Source organism: Shewanella sp. GD03713, assembly GCF_029843705.1.
Lineage (GTDB): Bacteria > Pseudomonadota > Gammaproteobacteria > Enterobacterales > Shewanellaceae > Shewanella.
The window spans coordinates 1,920,818-1,940,265 of the sequence record NZ_JAOCIW010000001.1 but is presented as its reverse complement, the minus strand read 5'-3'; the positions used below and the strand labels follow the sequence as shown (position 1 = coordinate 1,940,265).

Here is a 19,448-nt window from a genome sequence, read left to right as displayed (position 1 = left end):
ACTCACAGCCAAACATGCTGCTGTATTAATCCCTTTTCGGTACGACTCCAACTCTGCAAATTGACAACATTTAACCTACCTTTCATCACTTTTTGTAACCAAAAGAGCGTGCTATAGTCGGCTGATATGCCAAGGAATGACAGTCAATCAAGCCTGTCATACTACAAAAACAATAACATAGCGTTAATTGGAGTGAGTCATGATGGGAATATGGGTTCCAATGCGTCGATTGAGTATTATCGCGGCGACCGTCGCTCTCAGTGCCTGTGGAGGCGGTGGTGGGGATAATAATGATGGTGGTACTGTCACCCCACCAACCACTAACGTGCCACGATGCACTACAGTGACTCCGCTCATCACCACAGACTCAGGCGCCATCCGCTTTAAAACTGAACCCCAATATGTGGCGGGACAATCCAGTGCCATTATTGCCAGTCTAGGGAGTCGCGATTCACAGGATCTCTCCTTCCGCTGGCAACAGTTAGAAGGCCCCAGCATTGAACTCGTGAGTCAAAATAGCCCAGTATTAGCCTTCGATATCCCCGCAGCAGGCAGCTATCGTTTTAACTTACATATCAGCGGCAGCAATATCGATGAAACGGCTGAAATAGCGATCAATGCCGACAGCAGCGCGGGGGCTATGCTAAACATTCGTCAAGATCATCAAGCCGTTGAGGGTAACGATGTCAGCCTACGCATCGCTCAACAAGCCGGCCTTAGTGCATCAAGCATCAATTGGTGTATCGCCGAGGGCCCCAGTGTCAGTCTCGATATCAGCGATCCCTTTAGACCCCTGTTTACTGCAGCCACTGTTAGTCAAGATACCTTAACCCGCCTTAGGGCATCGGCCACGATTAACGGTAATACAGTGACAGATGAAGCCTATGTGCTCACCACGGCGGCGCCCACGATAAGCTCAACCTACTTCGATACCCCTGTGGCACGCACCCACGCTTATCATCCCGCCTCTCCCTATGCTAGCGCCTTAACGAGCTGTGTGTACTCAAATCAGTTAAAAGAAGCTTGTACTATCAATCAATTGCCGCTAATCGGCCAAGTATCAAATACGCTCGATGTCGACACGATTCTCGATCGCGTTTTAGTGTCCCACGATTGGATGGGAGACAATTTCGAAGCATTTTTACGTCAAATGGACCCAAACAGCGATTTTGCCCGCCTGCTACAATCGGTCACCGCCGTGGTGATAAGCTATGATGTACGTCCTTCGTTTTATTGGGTGGTCACGGGAGCGATTTATCTCGACCCGAATGATTTGTGGCTGACACAAACCCAGCGCGACACCATTAACGAAGCGCCAGATTATCGCAGCGACTTTGGCAGTGAACTCAATTTCCTCATGCCGTGGCGTTACGTTAAAAATAACCAATATGCTTCACAGGGATTCCCAATCACTACGCGCGCCACGCGCACGCTCAGCCAGATTAATCCTGATCTCGCCTCACTCTTGTACCATGAGCTCGCCCACGCCAATGACTTCTTCCCAAGAAGCATACACGCCACCCTCACAGGCCCCAGATTGTTGGACGACTATCGCCGTAGAAATGCCAATAAGAGTTTGATCTCTGATCAAGTGAGTCGCAACTATCCCCTCACCAGCACCGAAATGACAGGCCTTGCGTCGGTAAGCTTCTTAGGCGCCAAAGCCACTGCAACCCAAAAAGCCTATCAGCCTTCGGATGTGAGTACGTTTTTCTCCGGTGATATCGCCAATGACTTTTACAACTATTCCAGTACCCGTGAAGACGCGGCGATGTTATTCGAAGAAGCCATGATGAGCTATCGCTATCAAATTCAGCGCGATGTGGCCGTCACTAACCTGCCCGCCGTACTCACAGCAGATACTGTGATTGTTGACTGGGGACAAAGGGGCCGAATTGGCGACGATAGCCTAGCGAACCGCGCAGCCTTAGTGATCGATGGCATGCTACCAGAGCTTGATGGTATCGGCTTGCTCACGAGCCTGCCCGAGCCAATAGCGATGACGCAAGGCCAAAGCTGGCGTCAAACCTTGGGGATTTCGCCCAATACCACGGTGAAAGGACTACAAGGAGTTGCGGCAAGTAGCGAAACGCTTACCGAGCCAGAGCTACGCTTCAGTGGCGATCGTCACCGCCATCCACAACAGTGATTTGAACAGTGATTTGGATTGCTAAATCGGCAGATACGCTAAGCTCGAGCCTCTTAGCAGACCTAAGCTAACGATAGATGTGAGATCAATAGAGATAAAAAAGCCCGTCGTGATACGAGGGGCTTTTTGTTAACATTGAATGTTTATTAACACAGGCTTTAGATTAACAGTCAGAACGATTACAGATGCAGCATTTCTTTGGCAAAAGGAATCGTGAGCTTGCGCTGATGTACGAGGGATGCCTTATCCAGTTTATCTAACACATCAAATAAGGTACGTAGATCCCTTGCCATACGATTAAGCAAAAAACGGCCAACGTCTTCTGGCAACTGTAATCCGCGCATTGCCGCGCGGCGCTGCAGTGCCGCTAGCTTTTCATCATCGGCCATAGGTTGCAGCTGATAATTGAGTCCCCACTGCATCCGAGAGACTAAGTCAGGTAACAAGAAGCCTGCATCCGCGGGCGCCGAGCGGCCGCTAACCACCAGCGCACAACGCTTGTTCTCAGCGACACGATTGTACAAATCGAATATGGCCTCTTCCCAAATCGGGTGACCCGCAATGTCATCCACATCGTCGATGCAGATCAAATCGAGCTGCTCCAAGCCCTCCAACAGCGCTGTCGAGATACTAGCATGAATACCAAGGGGAAGGTAAAAACTGCGGCGGTCGAGTTCATTGGCATGGGCACAGGCGGCGTGCATTAAGTGAGTCCGCCCCGATTTCACCGGTCCCCACACATAAATTGCGGCTTCACCTTGGCCTTCTGCATTGGCGCGCAGCTTTTGGATAAGTTCGTCATTACCCGCTGCCGGATAATAACTGTTAAAGGTTTCATCATCCGGTAAGTAAACCGGTAACGACAATTGTAGCGGTGAGTTTAATGGCACTCGTACGTCTCAATATCAATAAATTATCGACTCCCCCACATGACTGAGCAGAGCATGCTCAGTCACAACGAGGGAAGTTTAAGGTAACCGCCATTGATAGACAGTTTTACCCGCAGGGCTGGCACCGGCAGAAAACTCCCCTGGCGCCACCACCGAAATTCGCGGCTCTAGACTCAGTAAACGCTCAAAGTCGGTCTGAGAACCAAACAAATCCAAGGAAAAGGTTGCGGTATTACCTTGGATGCGCGACAGCGTCGCATTCTTCACGGCGCTGAGTTGCTTTAAGTATTTTTCAACTTCAACTAGCTGCGCCATTTTATCAATGTTCACGAAGGTCACACTGGCACCAACTTGTTCGCCGGAATCGGCAATGGCGTACTTAGTAAAATAATAATCCCCGAGGGCGGCCATCATAGCGGTGATCGCCTGCGCGCTATTTTCTGCCGAGCCATTAAAACTAAACAGTGGCGGCGTTAACGAGTCGATCGTGGCCTTGGTGTACAAATTCAAGCGGTAACGCACTTGGTTTCCAGCTGGTTCAATAGCGACCAGGGCTAAGAAGTCGGCTTGATAACGTCCAGAGACGCTAGACACTATATCGGCAAACATGCCTTTAACATCATTCGGATTGATGCCCATTAACTCATCGAGGTCGAGGATAGGCAGCAAGACGGGAATGCCGCGCTCATCGGAGAAGGTATTGAATGCCTGACGCTCGGCTAAGGTCGATGAATCACTCAGTAAAATCGTGTCGCCTTCACTTGGCATGGCAACCCAAAAGAGTGTCAGTGGACGTTGAATGCCCCACACGGGTAATTGGGCCTGACGTAACAGGGTAATAATGCGGCGATGCTCAAAGTTGGCTTTTAACAGCAGTTGGCCATTTTGCTCCACATAACCATATTGGCTCAGCAGTGCATCGGGATTGGCCAGTTGTGATTGGATAACGCCGTTATCCAAAGAACGTGCTGTCCCGGTATTTTTAATGATCACTTTTTCCAGCGCGGCTTTAAGGGCTTTATTCCGCTCAGGCACGGCGCGGGAAGCCACGGGCACATCGGCTTCATCTAATTTACTCACTTCAACAGCTTGCAGGCTATTAACGGTAAACAGGCAGTATAAAAACGCGAGTAAGCTTGGCTTTAATAGGAATTTCAGCATCTTTGAGTAGTTGAAGTAACGTCAGATAGTGCAAATTGTACCATAGTTAGCGCCTTTAGCGAGTCTTGGGGAGATTTCGACCACGGATTAAGTGCTGTCACTCGCTTTAGCAATAAAACAGTGATCCTTACCTACAATCGGGGCATTTTATAAGGAACATATAGCAACAAACTGTTATCATCTCGCGGTTTACCCTAAATTTACGAGAACAATAAATGAAACGACTCGCTATACCACTTCAGGGCGCGCAAATGCTGTTTGTTGCATTTGGCGCCCTAGTGCTAATGCCACTACTCACAGGGCTTGATACCAGTGTCGCCCTGTTTACTGCGGGTATTGGTACCCTGCTGTTTCAGTTAATCACGAAACGCCAAGTGCCAATCTTCCTAGCCTCCTCCTTTGCGTTTATTGCCCCCATTCTCTACGGGGTGCAAACCTGGGGGATCCCATCAACCATGGGCGGCATCATTGCCGCGGGTTTTGTGTATATCCTCCTCGGCGCGTTAGTGAAAGTGCGCGGCACCGACTTTATCCATCGACTGCTTCCACCTGTGGTGGTTGGCCCAGTGATTATTATCATTGGTCTAGGTTTAGCGCCTGTGGCGGTGAATATGGCGCTGGGTAAAAGTGGAGACGGCAGCTTAACACTCGTTCCCACAAATACCGCTTTGATTATTTCCCTCGCCTCACTCTGTACCACCATAGCGGTGGCTATTTTTGCCAAAGGCTTACTTAAGGTTATGCCTATTCTGGCGGGGATTGTGGTGGGTTATGGTCTAAGCCTTGCCTTTGGGATCGTGGATTTTGCGGTGGTTACAGCGGCAAGCTGGATTGCTATTCCGAAATTTGTTGCGCCCGAATTTAACTGGCATGCCATCGCCTTTATGATCCCTGTCGCGATTGCGCCTGCGGTTGAACATATTGGTGATATCCTCGCGATTTCCAATGTCACGGGTAAAGACTTTATGAAAAAACCCGGCCTGCATCGCACCTTGACCGGCGACGGCGTTGCGACAATTGCTGCAGCGGCCTTCGGTGGCCCCCCAAATACCACCTATTCGGAAGTGACTGGCGCGGTGACCTTAACCCGTAACTTCGACCCAAGGATCATGACTTGGACGGCGATCACCGCCATTACCTTAGCCTTCGTCGGTAAGTTAGGTGCCCTGATGCAAACGATTCCAGTCCCAGTGATGGGTGGCATTATGTGTTTGCTATTCGGTTCTATCGCCGCAGTGGGCTTAAATACCCTCATCCGTAATCACGTGGATTTATCCGAGCCCCGTAACTTAAGTATTGTCGGCGTGACACTGGTTTTCGGTATTGGTGGTATGGCCTTTGGCATTGGCTCCTTCAGCCTCACGGGCATCAGCCTCTGTGGTATTGTGGCCATCACCATGAATCTGCTGTTACCTGCAAGCAAACACCATGAGCGTGATGCTGCATCACACTAAACGCGGTGAATAAGCGCTACAGATCATCACTCATCGCCGAATCCTTGTGTTAGGATTCGGCAACAAAAAAGCCGCTAAGTTATTCACTTAGCGGCTTTTTATTATTCTTTCATCACATTTACGCGTGATTACTCTGCAGTTTTGTATTTATCCGCAGTCGCTTTGATTAAAGGCTGTAATTCGCCTTTTTGGTACATATCAACCACGATATCACAACCACCAATCAGCTCGCCTTCAATCCACAATTGTGGGAAAGTTGGCCAGTTTGCATACTTAGGTAATTCAGCACGAATATCTGGGTGCTGGAGAATATCCACAAATGCAAACTGCTCACCGCAGTTAATCATGATTTGTGCTACCTGAGATGAAAAACCACAGCTTGGTAATTTAGGAGAACCCTTCATGTATACGATGATTGGGTTTTCAGCGATCTGCTGTTTAATTTTCTCTACTGTTTCCATTTTAATTCCTAAGTACGATGACATTGACTCAATGCCGCTATTGTACGACAGCTAGGCACAGAACAAAATCCCACAGTTTGTAAGGTTATGCCCTACAATTAGTTTTTCGATGACGCCTATCTAATCAATTAGCCAAACAATGATTCACATCACAAATATTATCGGTACAATAGAGCGCAGTGAGCACGTTTAAAAAACGATAACCTAAGACCATGGAGAGATACTAATGGCTTTCGAATTACCCGCATTACCATATGCAAAGAACGCACTAGAACCACACATTTCTCAAGAAACCATTGAATACCACTACGGCAAGCATCACAACACCTACGTTGTTAAGCTAAACGGTTTGATCGAAGGAACCGATTTCGCAGGTAAATCTTTAGAAGAAATCATCAAGACTTCTACTGGTGGCGTATTTAACAACGCAGCTCAAGTTTGGAACCACACTTTCTACTGGAACTGCTTAGCGCCTAACGCTGGCGGTGAGCCAACAGGTCCTGTGGCTGATGCAATCAATGCTGCATTCGGTTCATTCGACGCATTCAAAGCACAATTTACCGATTCTGCGGTAAACAACTTTGGTAGCGCTTGGACTTGGTTAGTGAAAAAAGCCGATGGCACTGTTGCTATTGTTAACACTAGCAATGCTGCAACCCCTCTGACTGACAGCACTGTAACACCAATCCTGACTGTTGACGTGTGGGAACACGCTTACTACATCGATTACCGCAACGTACGTCCTGACTACTTAGCCCACTTCTGGCAATTAGTTAACTGGGACTTCGTGAACCAAAACTTCGCTGGTTAATCGCTGCTAAATCATTTCGAAAAAGAGCCCAAGTGGCTCTTTTTTTATGACCTCACAAATCACTCACCTCGCACCTTTTGCCTAACACCGCCCAATCGCTACAAGTGCAATAATTGCAATTGCAATCATTTGTTATTGTTTTTATTTGATATTTTTTTGACACAGCTGGCAAGTTTGTGTCTAAGATTAGTGTAGGAAGCTGAAAAATCAGTTCTCCATCCATGACATCACTGGCGTTTCAGGGGGTTTATATGGGCATTTTCGAGCATTACCAAAAGCGCTACGAACAAAAACTCGATGAAGAATACACTTTGCAAGAATACCTCGATATCTGCAAAGAAGATCGCAGTGCTTATATGTCAGCGTCCGAGCGATTACTGCTTGCCATCGGCGAAGCCGAAATTATTGATACCGCGAAAAATCCAACCCTAAGCCGTATCTTTTCGAATCGTCTCATCTCACGCTATCCCGCCTTTAAAGACTTTTACGGTATGGAAGATGCGATTGAACAAATCGTTGCCTACCTAAAACACTCGGCCCAAGGCTTAGAGGAATCGAAGCAAATTTTGTACTTACTCGGCCCTGTGGGTGGTGGTAAGTCATCATTGGCGGAAAAACTCAAAGCTTTGATGCAAAAAGTGCCAATTTACATTCTAAGTGCTAATGGCGTGAGAAGCCCGGTGAATGATCACCCCTTCTGTCTCTTCGATGTCGAAGAAGACGGCCAGCTACTGCGGGATGAGTTTAATATTCCCACTCGTTATTTAAAAACCATTATGTCGCCTTGGGCGGTGAAACGCCTGCACGAGTTTGGCGGCGATATTTCAAAATTCCGTGTGGTCAAGGTCTACCCCTCTATCCTCGATCAATTGGCGATTGCCAAAACCGAGCCTGGAGATGAGAACAACCAAGATATTTCTTCCTTGGTGGGTAAGGTCGATATTCGTCAGCTAGAACATTTCTCGCAAGACGATGCCGATGCCTATGCCTATTCGGGTGCACTCTGCCGGGCAAACCAAGGGATGATGGAGTTCGTGGAAATGTTCAAGGCGCCCATTAAGGTGCTACACCCACTGCTCACCGCTACCCAAGAAGGTAACTATAACGGCACCGAAGGCTTATCCGCCCTGCCCTATAGCGGTATCATTTTAGCGCACTCTAACGAGTCAGAATGGTCAACCTTCAAAAACAACAAGAACAACGAAGCATTTCTCGACAGGGTTTATATCGTCAAAGTGCCCTATTGCCTGCGGGTATCGGAAGAATTGCAGATTTACAAAAAATTACTGCAAAACTCCGAGCTGTCCCAAGCACCTTGCGCACCTGGCACCTTAGAAACCCTAGCGCAATTTAGTGTGCTCTCGAGGATCAAAACACCTGAAAACTCCTCCATCTACTCTAAGATGCGGGTCTACGATGGTGAAAGCCTTAAAGATACCGATCCAAAGGCCAAATCCTACCAAGAGTACCGCGACTACGCCGGTGTTGATGAAGGCATGAACGGTCTTTCTACCCGTTTCGCGTTCAAGATCCTGTCGCGGGTATTTAACTTTGACCACTCAGAGATTGCCGCTAACCCTGTACATTTGTTCTATGTACTCGAGCGCCAAATCGAGCAGGAACAATTCCCCGGCGATACCGCCGAACGTTATCTGGAGTTCTTAAAAGGCTATTTAATCCCTAAATACGTCGAATTTATCGGTAAGGAAATCCAAACCGCGTACTTAGAGTCCTACTCTGAATACGGCCAAAATATCTTCGACCGTTATGTCACCTACGCCGATTTCTGGATCCAAGATCAGGAATACCGTGACCCCGAAACCGGTCAATTGTTTGACCGTTCTGCACTCAATGCCGAACTGGAGAAAATCGAAAAACCTGCGGGGATCAGCAACCCTAAAGATTTCCGTAATGAGATCGTTAACTTTGTCCTGCGCGCCCGCGCAAGCCATGAGGGCAACAATCCACTCTGGACCAGCTACGAAAAACTACGCACTGTGATTGAGAAGAAAATGTTCTCAAATACAGAGGATCTACTCCCGGTGATTTCCTTTAACGCCAAAACCTCGACTGACGATCAACGTAAACACGATGATTTTGTCAATCGAATGATGGAGAAAGGCTATACCAAAAAACAAGTCAGACTCCTGTCTGAGTGGTATTTACGGGTTCGTAAATCCTCTTAACTTGCGCTCACTAAAAACGAGGCTTTGGTGTTGCCAAAGCCTTCGCTGGGGTTTGGGAGGTGCGTATGGCGAACTTTATCGATAGACGGTTGAATGCGAAAGGAAAAAGCACAGTCAACCGCCAACGCTTTATCAACCGATATAAGCAACAAATCAAAAAAGCCGTCAGCGATGCCGTCACGCGTCGCAGTGTAACGGATGTAGATAAAGGCGAAAAAATCAGTATTCCCACACGGGATATCAGTGAACCTATGTTCCATCAGGGCAAAGGAGGCGTAAGAGACAGAGTCCACCCAGGCAATGATCAATTCACCCGTGGCGATAAAATCGACAGACCCCAAGGTGGCGCTGGCGGCGGTGCGGGTAAAGGCGATGCCTCGGATTCGGGCGAAGGGAATGACGACTTTGTGTTTGAAATCTCAAAGGATGAATACCTAGAGCTGCTCTTTGAGGATTTAGAACTGCCGAATCTGCAGAAGAATCGCTTAAACAAGCTCGTCGAGTATCAAATCTACCGTGCGGGTTTCACCAATGATGGTGTACCAGCCAATATCAATATTGTGCGCTCACTGCGTTCCTCCTTGGCGCGCCGCATTGCCATGTCGGCAAGTAAAAAGAAATTGCTCAAAGAGTTAGAGCTGGAACTGGCAGAGCTTGAAAATATTCCAGGCACTAAAGCCGAGCTGATTTTGGATTTGAAAGCCCAAATCGAGGCGCTCAAGCAGAAGATTGCTAAAGTTCCCTTTATCGATACCTTTGACTTACGTTTCAACAACTTTGCAAGGCGCGAGGTGCCCTCAAGCCAAGCGGTCATGTTCTGCTTAATGGACGTCTCAGGCTCGATGGACCAAGCAACAAAAGATATGGCGAAACGTTTCTATATCTTGCTGTACTTGTTTCTCACCCGTACCTACAAAAACCTCGAGGTGGTCTATATCCGCCACCATACCCAAGCGAAGGAAGTGGACGAACATGAGTTCTTCTACTCCCAAGAAACCGGCGGCACGATTGTCTCAAGTGCATTGAAATTAATGCACGAAATTCAGCAGGCTCGCTACCCTGCCGATGAGTGGAATATCTATGCTGCACAAGCCTCTGACGGTGATAACTGGGCCGATGACTCTCCCACCTGTCGACAATTATTGGAGCAAAAAATCCTGCCGCTAGTGCGCTATTTTAGCTATATCGAAATCACCAATCGTGCGCACCAAACCCTGTGGCGCGAATACGAATCCCTACAACAACACTACGACAACATAGCGGTGCAACATATTCGTCAAGCCGAAGATATCTACCCTGTATTTAGAGAATTATTTAAAAAGCAGGCGGTTTAAGGGGGCTCTATGGGGATAAAAGAAGCAAAAACACGTACAGCCTTGAGTGACGGTCCCGACTGGAGCTTTGAGCTGTTACAAAGTTATCTAAAAGAGATTGAGCGGGTGGCGGCCATTTACAAATTGAACGCCTATCCCAATCAAATCGAAATCATCACCGCCGAACAGATGATGGATGCCTATGCCGGCATTGGTATGCCCATTGGCTATACCCATTGGTCCTTCGGCAAACGTTTTATCGAAACCGAACAGGGCTACAAGCGTGGGCAAATGGGGCTCGCCTACGAAATTGTGATTAACTCCAACCCTTGTATCGCTTATTTAATGGAAGAAAACACCATCACCATGCAGGCATTGGTGATGGCCCATGCCTGTTTTGGCCATAATAGTTTCTTTAAAAATAATTACTTATTTAAGACATGGACGGATGCAAGTTCGATTATCGATTACTTAGTGTTTGCCAAAAACTACATCAGTGATTGCGAGCAAAAATACGGTGTCGAGCAAGTTGAAAGCATCATCGACTCTTGCCACGCTCTGATGAATTATGGTGTCGACCGCTATAAACGCCCATCGGAAATCTCCTTTAGGGAAGAACAGGCGAGGCAAAAAGATCGCGAGGCCTACCTGCAAAGCCAAGTGAACGATTTGTGGCGCACTATTCCCACCCATCAACAGCAGCAACCGTCGACCACTAAGCGCCGTTTCCCCGCCGAGCCGCAGGAAAATATTCTGTATTTTATTGAAAAAAATGCGCCATTGCTGGAGTCATGGCAGCGGGAAATTATCCGTATCGTGCGTAAGATGGCGCAGTATTTTTATCCGCAAAAACAAACACAAGTGATGAATGAAGGCTGGGCAACCTTCTGGCATTACACCATTTTGAATCATCTATATGATGATGGCGTGGTCACTGACCGCTTTATGATGGAGTTTTTGCAGAGCCATACTGGCGTTGTCGCCCAACCCGAATATAACAGCCGTTACTACAGCGGTATCAACCCTTATGCCCTCGGGTTTGCGATGTTTACCGATATTCGGCGCATGTGTGAGAATCCAACTGAGGAAGACAAAGTCTGGTTTCCGGACATAGCGGGCAGTAATTGGCTCGATACCTTACATTTTGCGATGCAAAACTTTAAGGATGAAAGTTTTATCAGCCAATATCTGTCGCCGAGGGTGATCCGTCAGTTCAAACTGTTTGGCATCCACGATGATGAGAAACGTAATTATCTGTCCGTGTCGGCCATTCACGATGAGCAGGGTTATCAAGACATTCGCAATCTACTCTCGCAGCAGTACAATTTGTCAAATATTGAGCCTAATATTCAAGTACATAACGTTGAGATAAACGGCGACCGCTCCTTAACTTTAAGGTATGTCCCCAGTAATGATATCCCGCTCGCCAGCACCTATAAGGAAGTGTTAAAGCATCTGCATCGACTCTGGGGCTTTACCGTCAGCCTTGAGCAGTTAAATGCCGATACCAGCGTGACCTTGTTAGCGTCCTGCCCTGAGCAACCCAAGGCCGACTAAATATCAGTTTGATCAAAAAACAAAAAAGCCGTTTCTCAATGAAACGGCTTTTTATTTAACCCGTGACCCGTCCTAAATAGCGTTGACACTTTTCAAACTCATTTTGGAGAGTGTAATGACTTCAACAATTAAACGAACTCAACGTGATTATTCCCTCGCTTTTAAATTGGCGGTTGTCGACCAAGTGGAAAAAGGCGAACTGACCTATAAACAGGCGCAAGACAAGTACGGTATTCAAGGTTGCTCCACCGTGTTAGTGTGGTTACGCAAGCACGGCAAACTGGATTGGTCCCAAGGGACACCGTCTACATCAATGCGAGGACAGTTGATGACTGAACCCACCGAGCTCACCCCCGAGCAAAAGATAAAAGCCCTCGAAGCCGAACTGGAAGATACCCGCATGAAAGCGGCGTTCTTCGAAGCCATTGTCGAAAAACTCAGAACTGACTACGGGATATCCGTCGTAAAAAAGCCACACGCGAAACGCTCCAGGAAAAAACGGCCATAGGTTATCGCGTCACCCAATGCTGTCGCTATCTTGGCATCAGTCGTCAGGCGTATTATCAGCAATGTCAGCGGCAAACAGAATGGGAGCAAAGGGAACGACAGGTGGTGCAAACGGTGCAGTATGAGCGGTTATTTCAACCGCGAGTCGGTACGCGTAAAATGCAGTATTTATTGAACAAAATGCATCAAATAGTGATAGGACGAGACCGGTTATTTCGCTGTCTTAGGGCGCATCGTTTGTTGGTTACGCCGAAACGGGCGTACCATAAAACGACCAACAGCCATCATCGATTTAGGTGTCATCCCAACTTGCTTAAGCCCAGCGAGCAGCAAGTGGACATCAGCCGCTCAGAGCAAGTCTGGGTGGCTGATATTACCTATCTGCCACTGCAAGATAATGAAGCCTATTTAAGCTTGGTGACCGATGCCTGGTCACGAAAAATTGTGGGTTATCATGTTGATGATAATCTAAAAACAGACGGGGTGCTAACGGCCTACAAACGGGCGCTGAAGCAGCGACAAGATAAAAGTAAACCGCTGATACACCACTCAGACCGAGGGATACAGTACTGCTCAAACGCGTATCAAGCGGTTCACGCACATCATGGCGTGACATGCTCAATGACCGATGGATATGACTGCTATCAAAATGCCTTAGCAGAGCGAGTGAATGGCATCTTGAAGCAGGAGTTTTTAACACATAAGCCCGCAACGCTGGAGGAGGCGCGACAAATGGTGACAGAAGCGGTTGCCATCTATAATCAACGGCGGCCACATTTGGCCTTAAAATACAAAACGCCCGATGAGGTTCATCGAGCGTTTTAGGTGGAAATAAGTGTCAACTTATTTCAGGACGAGACACCGACTTAAAACAGACCACTTGCCACATGTAAGCTTCGAATCAAAGCTTAAGCATTGCCGTCCTGCTGGGCAATCGAGGTTGGCATATCGTCACGCAACTGCAACCACATTTTGCCGCTGTTAATACCGTAGGTACGCATTAATGCGGGCACATCGATATAGTTTTTAGCTTTGGCTAATATTTCGAGTTCTTTATAGAAGTTTAGCGCTAACTGGCGCGCTTCAGGGCTACTGAAATAGTAACGACCGACTCGACTATACAAACCTTTAAAGCCATTTAAGATCAACACGTACAGCGGATTGCCTGAAGAAAAGGCTAAGGTGTGGTGCAACAGGTAGTCATACTCGGCGAAGGATTCGGCCGTATCTTCTAATTGGTGAATTTGTCCGAGGACTTCCACCGCTGTATCTGGGCTGTTACGCAGTGCACCGCGAAAATAAATCGCGCTCACATTGGTGCGAGCCGACAGCAATTGGTCCACCAGCACAGGGAAGCCTTCTGGGTTGAGATCCGCTATGGTCTCAAGAATGTTAAGGCCCGAGGTTTCCCAAAAATTGTTCACCCGAGTCGGTTTGCCATGTTGAATTTTTAACCAACCATCACGGGCTAAGCGTTGCAGCACTTCACGCAGGGTGGTGCGTGTTACGCCAATTAATTCAGAAAGCTCACGTTCAGCCGGTAAAATGGACCCTGGGGGAAACTTATTTTCCCAAATCGATCTTACAATATACTTCTCTGCAAAACTTGCAGGTCCTTTGGCATTGATAATCATCAGCCCACTTTTCCAGTTGTTGTGCTTTATAATGGTCACTGATCATACCAGAGCGGTAAAAAATGGAAACCATTGACTGAGGCTCACCTTAAAATCACCGTACAATTGTCACAGAAATGTTCAAAAAAACGACATTAATCAACAGCAATTGTGCCAATTTTGCCGATTAGCTCCGCTTTTTGAAATCTGGGTTTCAGTATCTCGTTACATTAGCATTCTCTTTAGGCTAGACTGATTTTCTAAAACAAATGCCAGAAACAATAACCTGTGCAATTTTAAAAGATAATTAGAAGAGAGGATGCCATGCCGATGACAATGAGTCAGGCGTTTATTGGGAACTTCTTAGGGAATTCTCCTAAGTGGTACAAGATCGCAATACTGTCGTTTTTAATAATCAATCCAATACTCTTTTTCTATGTCAGCCCCTTTGTGGCTGGTTGGGTATTAGTGCTTGAGTTTATTTTTACCTTGGCAATGGCGCTGAAATGCTACCCATTACAACCCGGTGGTTTATTAGCGATTGAAGCTGTCGCCATCGGGATGACCTCTGCCAGCCAAGTACTGCACGAAATTGAAGCGAACCTTGAAGTATTGTTACTGCTGGTGTTTATGGTGGCCGGTATTTACTTCATGAAACAGCTGCTGCTGTTCGTGTTCACTAAGATGATCACTAAAGTGCGCTCGAAAATCTTAGTGTCTTTGCTGTTCTGTCTGGCTTCTGCCTTCTTATCCGCCTTCTTAGATGCTTTAACCGTTATCGCCGTGATTATTACCGTGGCAGTCGGTTTTTACTCTATCTATCACAAAGTTGCTTCAGGTAAAGATTTCTCGGCCGATCATGACCATACCTCCGAAGGCAAAAATGACGATGGTGAAAACCAACTCAATGAAGACGAGCTCGAGTCTTTCCGTGGTTTCCTACGTAACCTATTGATGCACGCTGGTGTCGGTACCGCATTAGGCGGCGTGTGTACTATGGTGGGGGAACCACAAAACTTAATCATTGCTGCCCAAGCAAACTGGCAATTTGGCGAATTTGCGATCCGCATGTCACCTGTGACTGTGCCCGTGTTGTTCGCGGGTATCCTCACCTGTTTTGTGGTCGAAAAATTCCGTTGGTTTGGTTATGGTGCTCAGCTACCTGATGCGGTACATAAAATCCTGTGTGATTACGCCGCCTATGAAGATGCCCGTCGTACCAATAAAGACAAGATGAAGCTGGTTATCCAAGCCTTTGTCGGTGTTTGGTTGATTGCGGGTCTGGCGCTGCACTTAGCGTCTGTGGGCTTGATTGGTCTGTCTGTGATCATCTTAACCACAGCCTTTAACGGTATTACCGATGAGCATGCGCTGGGTAAAGCCTTCGAAGAAGCCCTGCCCTTTACGGCGTTGTTAGCGGTGTTCTTTGCAGTTGTGGCCGTGATTATCGACCAACAACTTTTTGGCCCAGTGATCCAATGGGCACTGAACCATGAAGGTAACACCCAATTAGTGATCTTCTATATCGCTAACGGGTTGCTCTCTATGGTCAGTGATAACGTGTTTGTGGGCACGGTTTACATTAACGAAGTCAAAGCCGCATTGATTAACGGTCAAATTACCCGCGATCAATTCGACCTGTTAGCGGTTGCGATTAACACTGGTACTAACTTACCTTCGGTGGCGACACCAAACGGTCAAGCCGCGTTCCTGTTCTTATTGACCTCAGCCCTTGCCCCGTTGATCCGTTTATCCTACGGCAGAATGGTGTGGATGGCATTGCCTTACACTATCGTGTTATCGATTGTGGGTGTGATGGCAATCGAATCGGGCTTCTTAGAGCAGATGACCCAGTACTTCTACGACTCCCATGCGATACTGCATCACAGTGTTAAAGAAGCGTTAGCGCCTGCGACAGGTCACTAACATAAATATCGGAGTTGACTGAACTTTATGAGTTAAGTACAGTCAAAAAAACGCCCTACTTTCGAGGGCGTTTTTTTGTTGATATGGAGTTCACTTTTGACAGCACTCACTCGCTTTGCCCATTCCCGCGCATCTTGGTTCATTCTCACCGGCTCTGCGATTGCCCTCGAAGCGGCCGCCTTGTATTTCCAATACGTGATGAAGTTAGATCCCTGCGTCATGTGTATTTACCAGCGACTGGCCGTATTTGGCATTTTGGCGGCAGGACTGATAGGTATGACAGCGCCTAAGTACCGCATCGTTCGCATTTTAGGCGCCCTTGGCTGGGCCGTCAGCGCAACCTGGGGACTAAAACTGGCGTTAGCCTTAGTCGATATGCAGAATAACCCTTCGCCCTTCTCGACTTGCTCATTTTTACCCGAATTTCCAGCTTGGATGCCACTCCATGAATGGTTCCCATCCGTGATGTTGCCAACGGGAATGTGTACCGATGTGCCATGGCAGTTTATGGGCGTCACCATGGCCGAGTGGATGGTGGTAGCCTTTAGTGGTTATCTGGTCGCACTGTTACTGTTTATTGTGCCCATCTTGAGCGGCTCGAATAAACCATCGCTCTACAAATAATCTTCCTAAGGCAGACTAAGGTCTGCCTTATTTTTAGCTATAGCTGTCAATCTTTCTCGCCGAAAACACTCAGTGAACTTTGATTTAAGCCAATGGCAAATAGACCAAAAAACGCTAAACTGGCTCCATGATAACGGCATTTGGAACGCGTAGAACATGGATAAACGGCCTCTCATTGAGCCTCAAGCACCGTTAACCCACTGGCAAAAGAGCCTGCCGTTTAAACTCAGCCTGATCCAACTGCTGATCGCCAGCATACTGATCTTCAGTACGGCGTGGGTCATTCTGAACATTCAGACCCAACAGATCAGCGAGCAGCAAACCCTGCTCAATCAAAACCATGGCCAAATCATCATTGCTAAATTGCAGGAAATGACCTCCCAAGTGGAGAATCAGGTCAATGCCATCAGTCAAATCGCCATGCTATACCGTTACGAACCCGAGCAGCTCAGTAAGAGCATTCCGGTATTACTCTCGATTGAAAATCAAAAGGCGATTATTTCTGGTGGCGGGATTTGGCCCGAGCCAGGGGCATTTGACCGGCAAAAGTTTCGTGACAGCTTATTTTGGTCGCACAATATTCACGGCGAATTAGTCGCCATCAATAGCTATAACGATGATAGTTTTCCAAGCTACCACACCGAAGAATGGTATCGGCCGACCCGCTATTTTCCCGTAGGGAAAATATTTTGGTCTAAATCCTATGTCGACCCTACCACCCATGAGCCTATGGTGACCGCATCGGGTGCCATGTGGATGGATCATCAGTTTATTGGAGCCGCCACTACCGACATCAGCCTTGAAAAACTCAATCAGCTCCTACGCAATACCATGCTCGATGTCAGTGGCTACGTGATAGCCCTAGACCATCAAAACCAAATCTTGGCCTCGCCGAATAGTGACAATCTGCCACAATCTTCACACAATTCCCCCCATGCCCTACAAGACTTCGATGAGTTGGCAAAAACCGAGACGGCCTTTAGCCCCATTGCCTCGGCACTGCACTTAGCCGACCGCAGTTTTATCGAACAAGCCGTGGCTGAGCGCGTATTTACCCAAGAGCAAATGGATAACCTCACCCGTCTAAGCAACGATGGGGAACGGCAGATGCTCTCCGCCATCGTCAATGACAATGCCAAAAACCAGTTCTTAACACCTAGGCGAATCGCCTCGGTCTCCTTGACTATGGACCCTATCCTCAAGGGGCCCTCACTGGTGTCGGTGTTTTTAATGCCCCACACCTACTGGAAAATTCTGGTCGTCACGCCCATCGCCCCATTACAGGACACGGCCAAAAAACTGATCGAAAAAGTCGGCCTCTCCCTAGTGTTAATTCAGATGCTCGACCTTATCCTGCTGTTTTTATTGCAACATAGATTAATTATTGCCCCCATTATGGAGATGGTGCAGGCACTCAAACGCAATGATTCAGCCTCTATCGAATTAAAAGCCAAGGAGCGGCACGATGAGGTCGGCCTACTGGCGAAAAGCTTTTTATCCCGCACCCAACAACTTGAAGTCGCCATGGCCAGTCTAGATGCCAGTAATCTCGCCCTTGAGCAGCAATTATTGACTCAACAGCATTTTCAGCAGGAGTTAAATCAGCGCAAGGAACAATTAAGATCCTTACTCGATTTCTCATCCATCATCATTTACATCAAAGACTTAAATGGCAGATATACCTTAGTGAACAACAAATACTGCGAGGTTTTAGGGATTGAGCGGCGCAAGATCATCGGCGCCACCGACTTTGATCTGTTCCAAAACTCACTCGCCCAACAGTATCAACAGAACGACCAAAGGGTCACCCATAGCCACGATGCCCTGCATTTCGAAGAAGCCATTCCCTCCCTTCGCGGCGAGGTTATTTATCAAATGAGTAAATTCGATATTCGCGACGATGAGGATAATTCCATGGGCGTCGGCGCCATTGGCTTTAATGTGGACTTGAAAAAACGCCAAGAAAAAGAACAAGAAAAGTTGCTGCAATCACAATTAGCCCAGCTAAAAGATGAGCAGCGCAAGACCCAACTCACACAGCAAGAAAATAGCCAGCTCAGGGAACAACTCGCGGCGATTCAAGCTGAGATCAATCAGCAAATCCAACTCAACCTGAGCAAACAACAAAGTCAGAAACTGATGCAGAATTTCCTGGCCGACGTCATGAGCCAAATGATGCAAGAGCAGGACAAACTCCTCGCACAGATCTGCCAAGTGCGCACCAAGGAGGATGACAGCCACCAAGCCCAAGTTGTGCAATTGATGAGCCAACAAGCGGCCAGACTCAGGCACATATCGCAGCTGTTTACCGATCAGCATAGTGAGATACGCCCGCTGCATTTAGCTCAGTTTATCAATCAATTATTGAGCTTATTGCAGCCACAACTGTTGAAAACTCAGGTTAAAGTCAAGCTAGAGTGCGACGAGCAATTAGTAGTCGATGGCAATGCTTGGCAATATTTGCAATTTTTCTATCGACTGATTAACAACACCTTGCACCATGCCTTTAAAGAGCATAATCAAAACAGAACCTTAGCATTAACGCTTGAAAAGAAAGACGGCGAATTACAGATGCAGCTTCAGGACAATGGTGTCGGGATATCAGTCGCGCACCTTGAGCAACTAAAACAAGAAATGCAACAAAACCAATGCATTGGCACACTGACTTGCATTAACCTTTGGATAAAAGAAGAGTTACATGGCGAGCTTAAGGTAGAGAGTGAGCTCAATCGTGGCACTCTGATTGAGTGCCACTGGCCATTAGCTGCGGTATAGCCAAGGCTAAGTCAAGCCCAT

General features: G+C 47.5%; 14 protein-coding genes. 10 read left to right on the top strand and 4 right to left on the bottom strand.

The features are described from left to right. Positions 1 to 202: 202 nt before the first annotated feature. Positions 203 to 2,149, top strand: a complete 1,947-nt coding sequence (locus N5E87_RS08695; protein WP_176370364.1) for a hypothetical protein — start codon at positions 203 to 205, stop codon at positions 2,147 to 2,149. Positions 2,150 to 2,328: 179 nt separating this feature from the next. Here the strand turns inward: N5E87_RS08695 and hda are convergent, their stop codons facing one another. Both hda and N5E87_RS08685 read right to left on the bottom strand, forming a co-directional pair. Beyond that, positions 2,329 to 3,039 carry a DnaA inactivator Hda gene (gene hda, locus N5E87_RS08690; RefSeq protein ID WP_011622356.1) on the bottom strand — a complete coding sequence of 237 codons (711 nt, stop codon included), beginning with the start codon at positions 3,037 to 3,039 and terminating at the stop codon, positions 2,329 to 2,331. A gap of 78 nt (positions 3,040 to 3,117) precedes the next feature. Further along, positions 3,118 to 4,200 carry a DUF2066 domain-containing protein gene (locus N5E87_RS08685; protein ID WP_086904485.1) on the bottom strand — a complete coding sequence of 361 codons (1,083 nt, stop codon included), beginning with the start codon at positions 4,198 to 4,200 and terminating at the stop codon, positions 3,118 to 3,120. A gap of 215 nt (positions 4,201 to 4,415) precedes the next feature. On the opposite strand from N5E87_RS08685, the gene N5E87_RS08680 reads away from it, so the two are divergent. Continuing rightward, positions 4,416 to 5,654, top strand: coding sequence for a uracil-xanthine permease family protein (locus tag N5E87_RS08680; RefSeq protein WP_086904484.1), 1,239 nt, complete (start codon positions 4,416 to 4,418; stop codon positions 5,652 to 5,654). A 128-nt stretch (positions 5,655 to 5,782) separates the two neighbouring features. On the opposite strand, the gene N5E87_RS08675 is transcribed toward N5E87_RS08680, so the two are convergent. Continuing rightward, entirely contained in the window at positions 5,783 to 6,115 is a 333-nt protein-coding gene (locus N5E87_RS08675; protein ID WP_011622353.1) for a Grx4 family monothiol glutaredoxin, read from the bottom strand. A 226-nt stretch (positions 6,116 to 6,341) separates the two neighbouring features. Here N5E87_RS08675 and sodB point away from each other — a divergent pair, with 226 nt between their 5' ends. The 5 genes from sodB to N5E87_RS08650 all read left to right on the top strand — a co-directional run bounded on the left by sodB (position 6,342) and on the right by N5E87_RS08650 (position 13,314). Then, positions 6,342 to 6,926 carry a superoxide dismutase [Fe] gene (gene sodB, locus N5E87_RS08670; protein WP_011622352.1) on the top strand — a complete coding sequence of 195 codons (585 nt, stop codon included), beginning with the start codon at positions 6,342 to 6,344 and terminating at the stop codon, positions 6,924 to 6,926. A 251-nt stretch (positions 6,927 to 7,177) separates the two neighbouring features. Beyond that, positions 7,178 to 9,112, top strand: coding sequence for a PrkA family serine protein kinase (locus N5E87_RS08665; protein ID WP_011716674.1), 1,935 nt, complete (start codon positions 7,178 to 7,180; stop codon positions 9,110 to 9,112). A gap of 65 nt (positions 9,113 to 9,177) precedes the next feature. After that, positions 9,178 to 10,446, top strand: a complete 1,269-nt coding sequence (locus N5E87_RS08660) for a YeaH/YhbH family protein (RefSeq protein ID WP_086904483.1) — start codon at positions 9,178 to 9,180, stop codon at positions 10,444 to 10,446. 9 nt (positions 10,447 to 10,455) lie between these two features. Next, entirely contained in the window at positions 10,456 to 11,982 is a 1,527-nt protein-coding gene (locus N5E87_RS08655; protein WP_086904482.1) for a SpoVR family protein, read from the top strand. A 115-nt stretch (positions 11,983 to 12,097) separates the two neighbouring features. Then, positions 12,098 to 13,314, top strand: a protein-coding gene (locus tag N5E87_RS08650; protein ID WP_126512554.1) for an IS3 family transposase whose coding sequence is annotated in 2 segments (ribosomal slippage) — positions 12,098 to 12,446 and positions 12,446 to 13,314 — 1,218 coding nt in all. Because the reading frame shifts where the segments join, the coding sequence is not laid out codon by codon here. An 83-nt stretch (positions 13,315 to 13,397) separates the two neighbouring features. Here the strand turns inward: N5E87_RS08650 and fadR are convergent. Further along, positions 13,398 to 14,123: a fatty acid metabolism transcriptional regulator FadR gene (fadR, locus tag N5E87_RS08645; protein WP_086904692.1), complete on the bottom strand. Its 726-nt coding sequence runs from the start codon at positions 14,121 to 14,123 to the stop codon at positions 13,398 to 13,400. A 303-nt stretch (positions 14,124 to 14,426) separates the two neighbouring features. Between fadR and nhaB the strand changes: the two genes are divergently transcribed. From nhaB to N5E87_RS08630, 3 genes are all read left to right on the top strand, one after another. Further along, on the top strand, positions 14,427 to 16,028 hold the full coding sequence (gene nhaB / locus N5E87_RS08640; RefSeq protein ID WP_086904691.1) for a sodium/proton antiporter NhaB: 1,602 nt from the start codon (positions 14,427 to 14,429) through the stop codon (positions 16,026 to 16,028). 96 nt (positions 16,029 to 16,124) lie between these two features. Continuing rightward, entirely contained in the window at positions 16,125 to 16,652 is a 528-nt protein-coding gene (gene dsbB, locus N5E87_RS08635) for a disulfide bond formation protein DsbB (RefSeq protein WP_086904690.1), read from the top strand. A gap of 156 nt (positions 16,653 to 16,808) precedes the next feature. Then, on the top strand, positions 16,809 to 19,427 hold the full coding sequence (locus N5E87_RS08630) for a PAS domain-containing protein (RefSeq protein WP_086904689.1): 2,619 nt from the start codon (positions 16,809 to 16,811) through the stop codon (positions 19,425 to 19,427). Positions 19,428 to 19,448 lie beyond the last annotated feature (21 nt).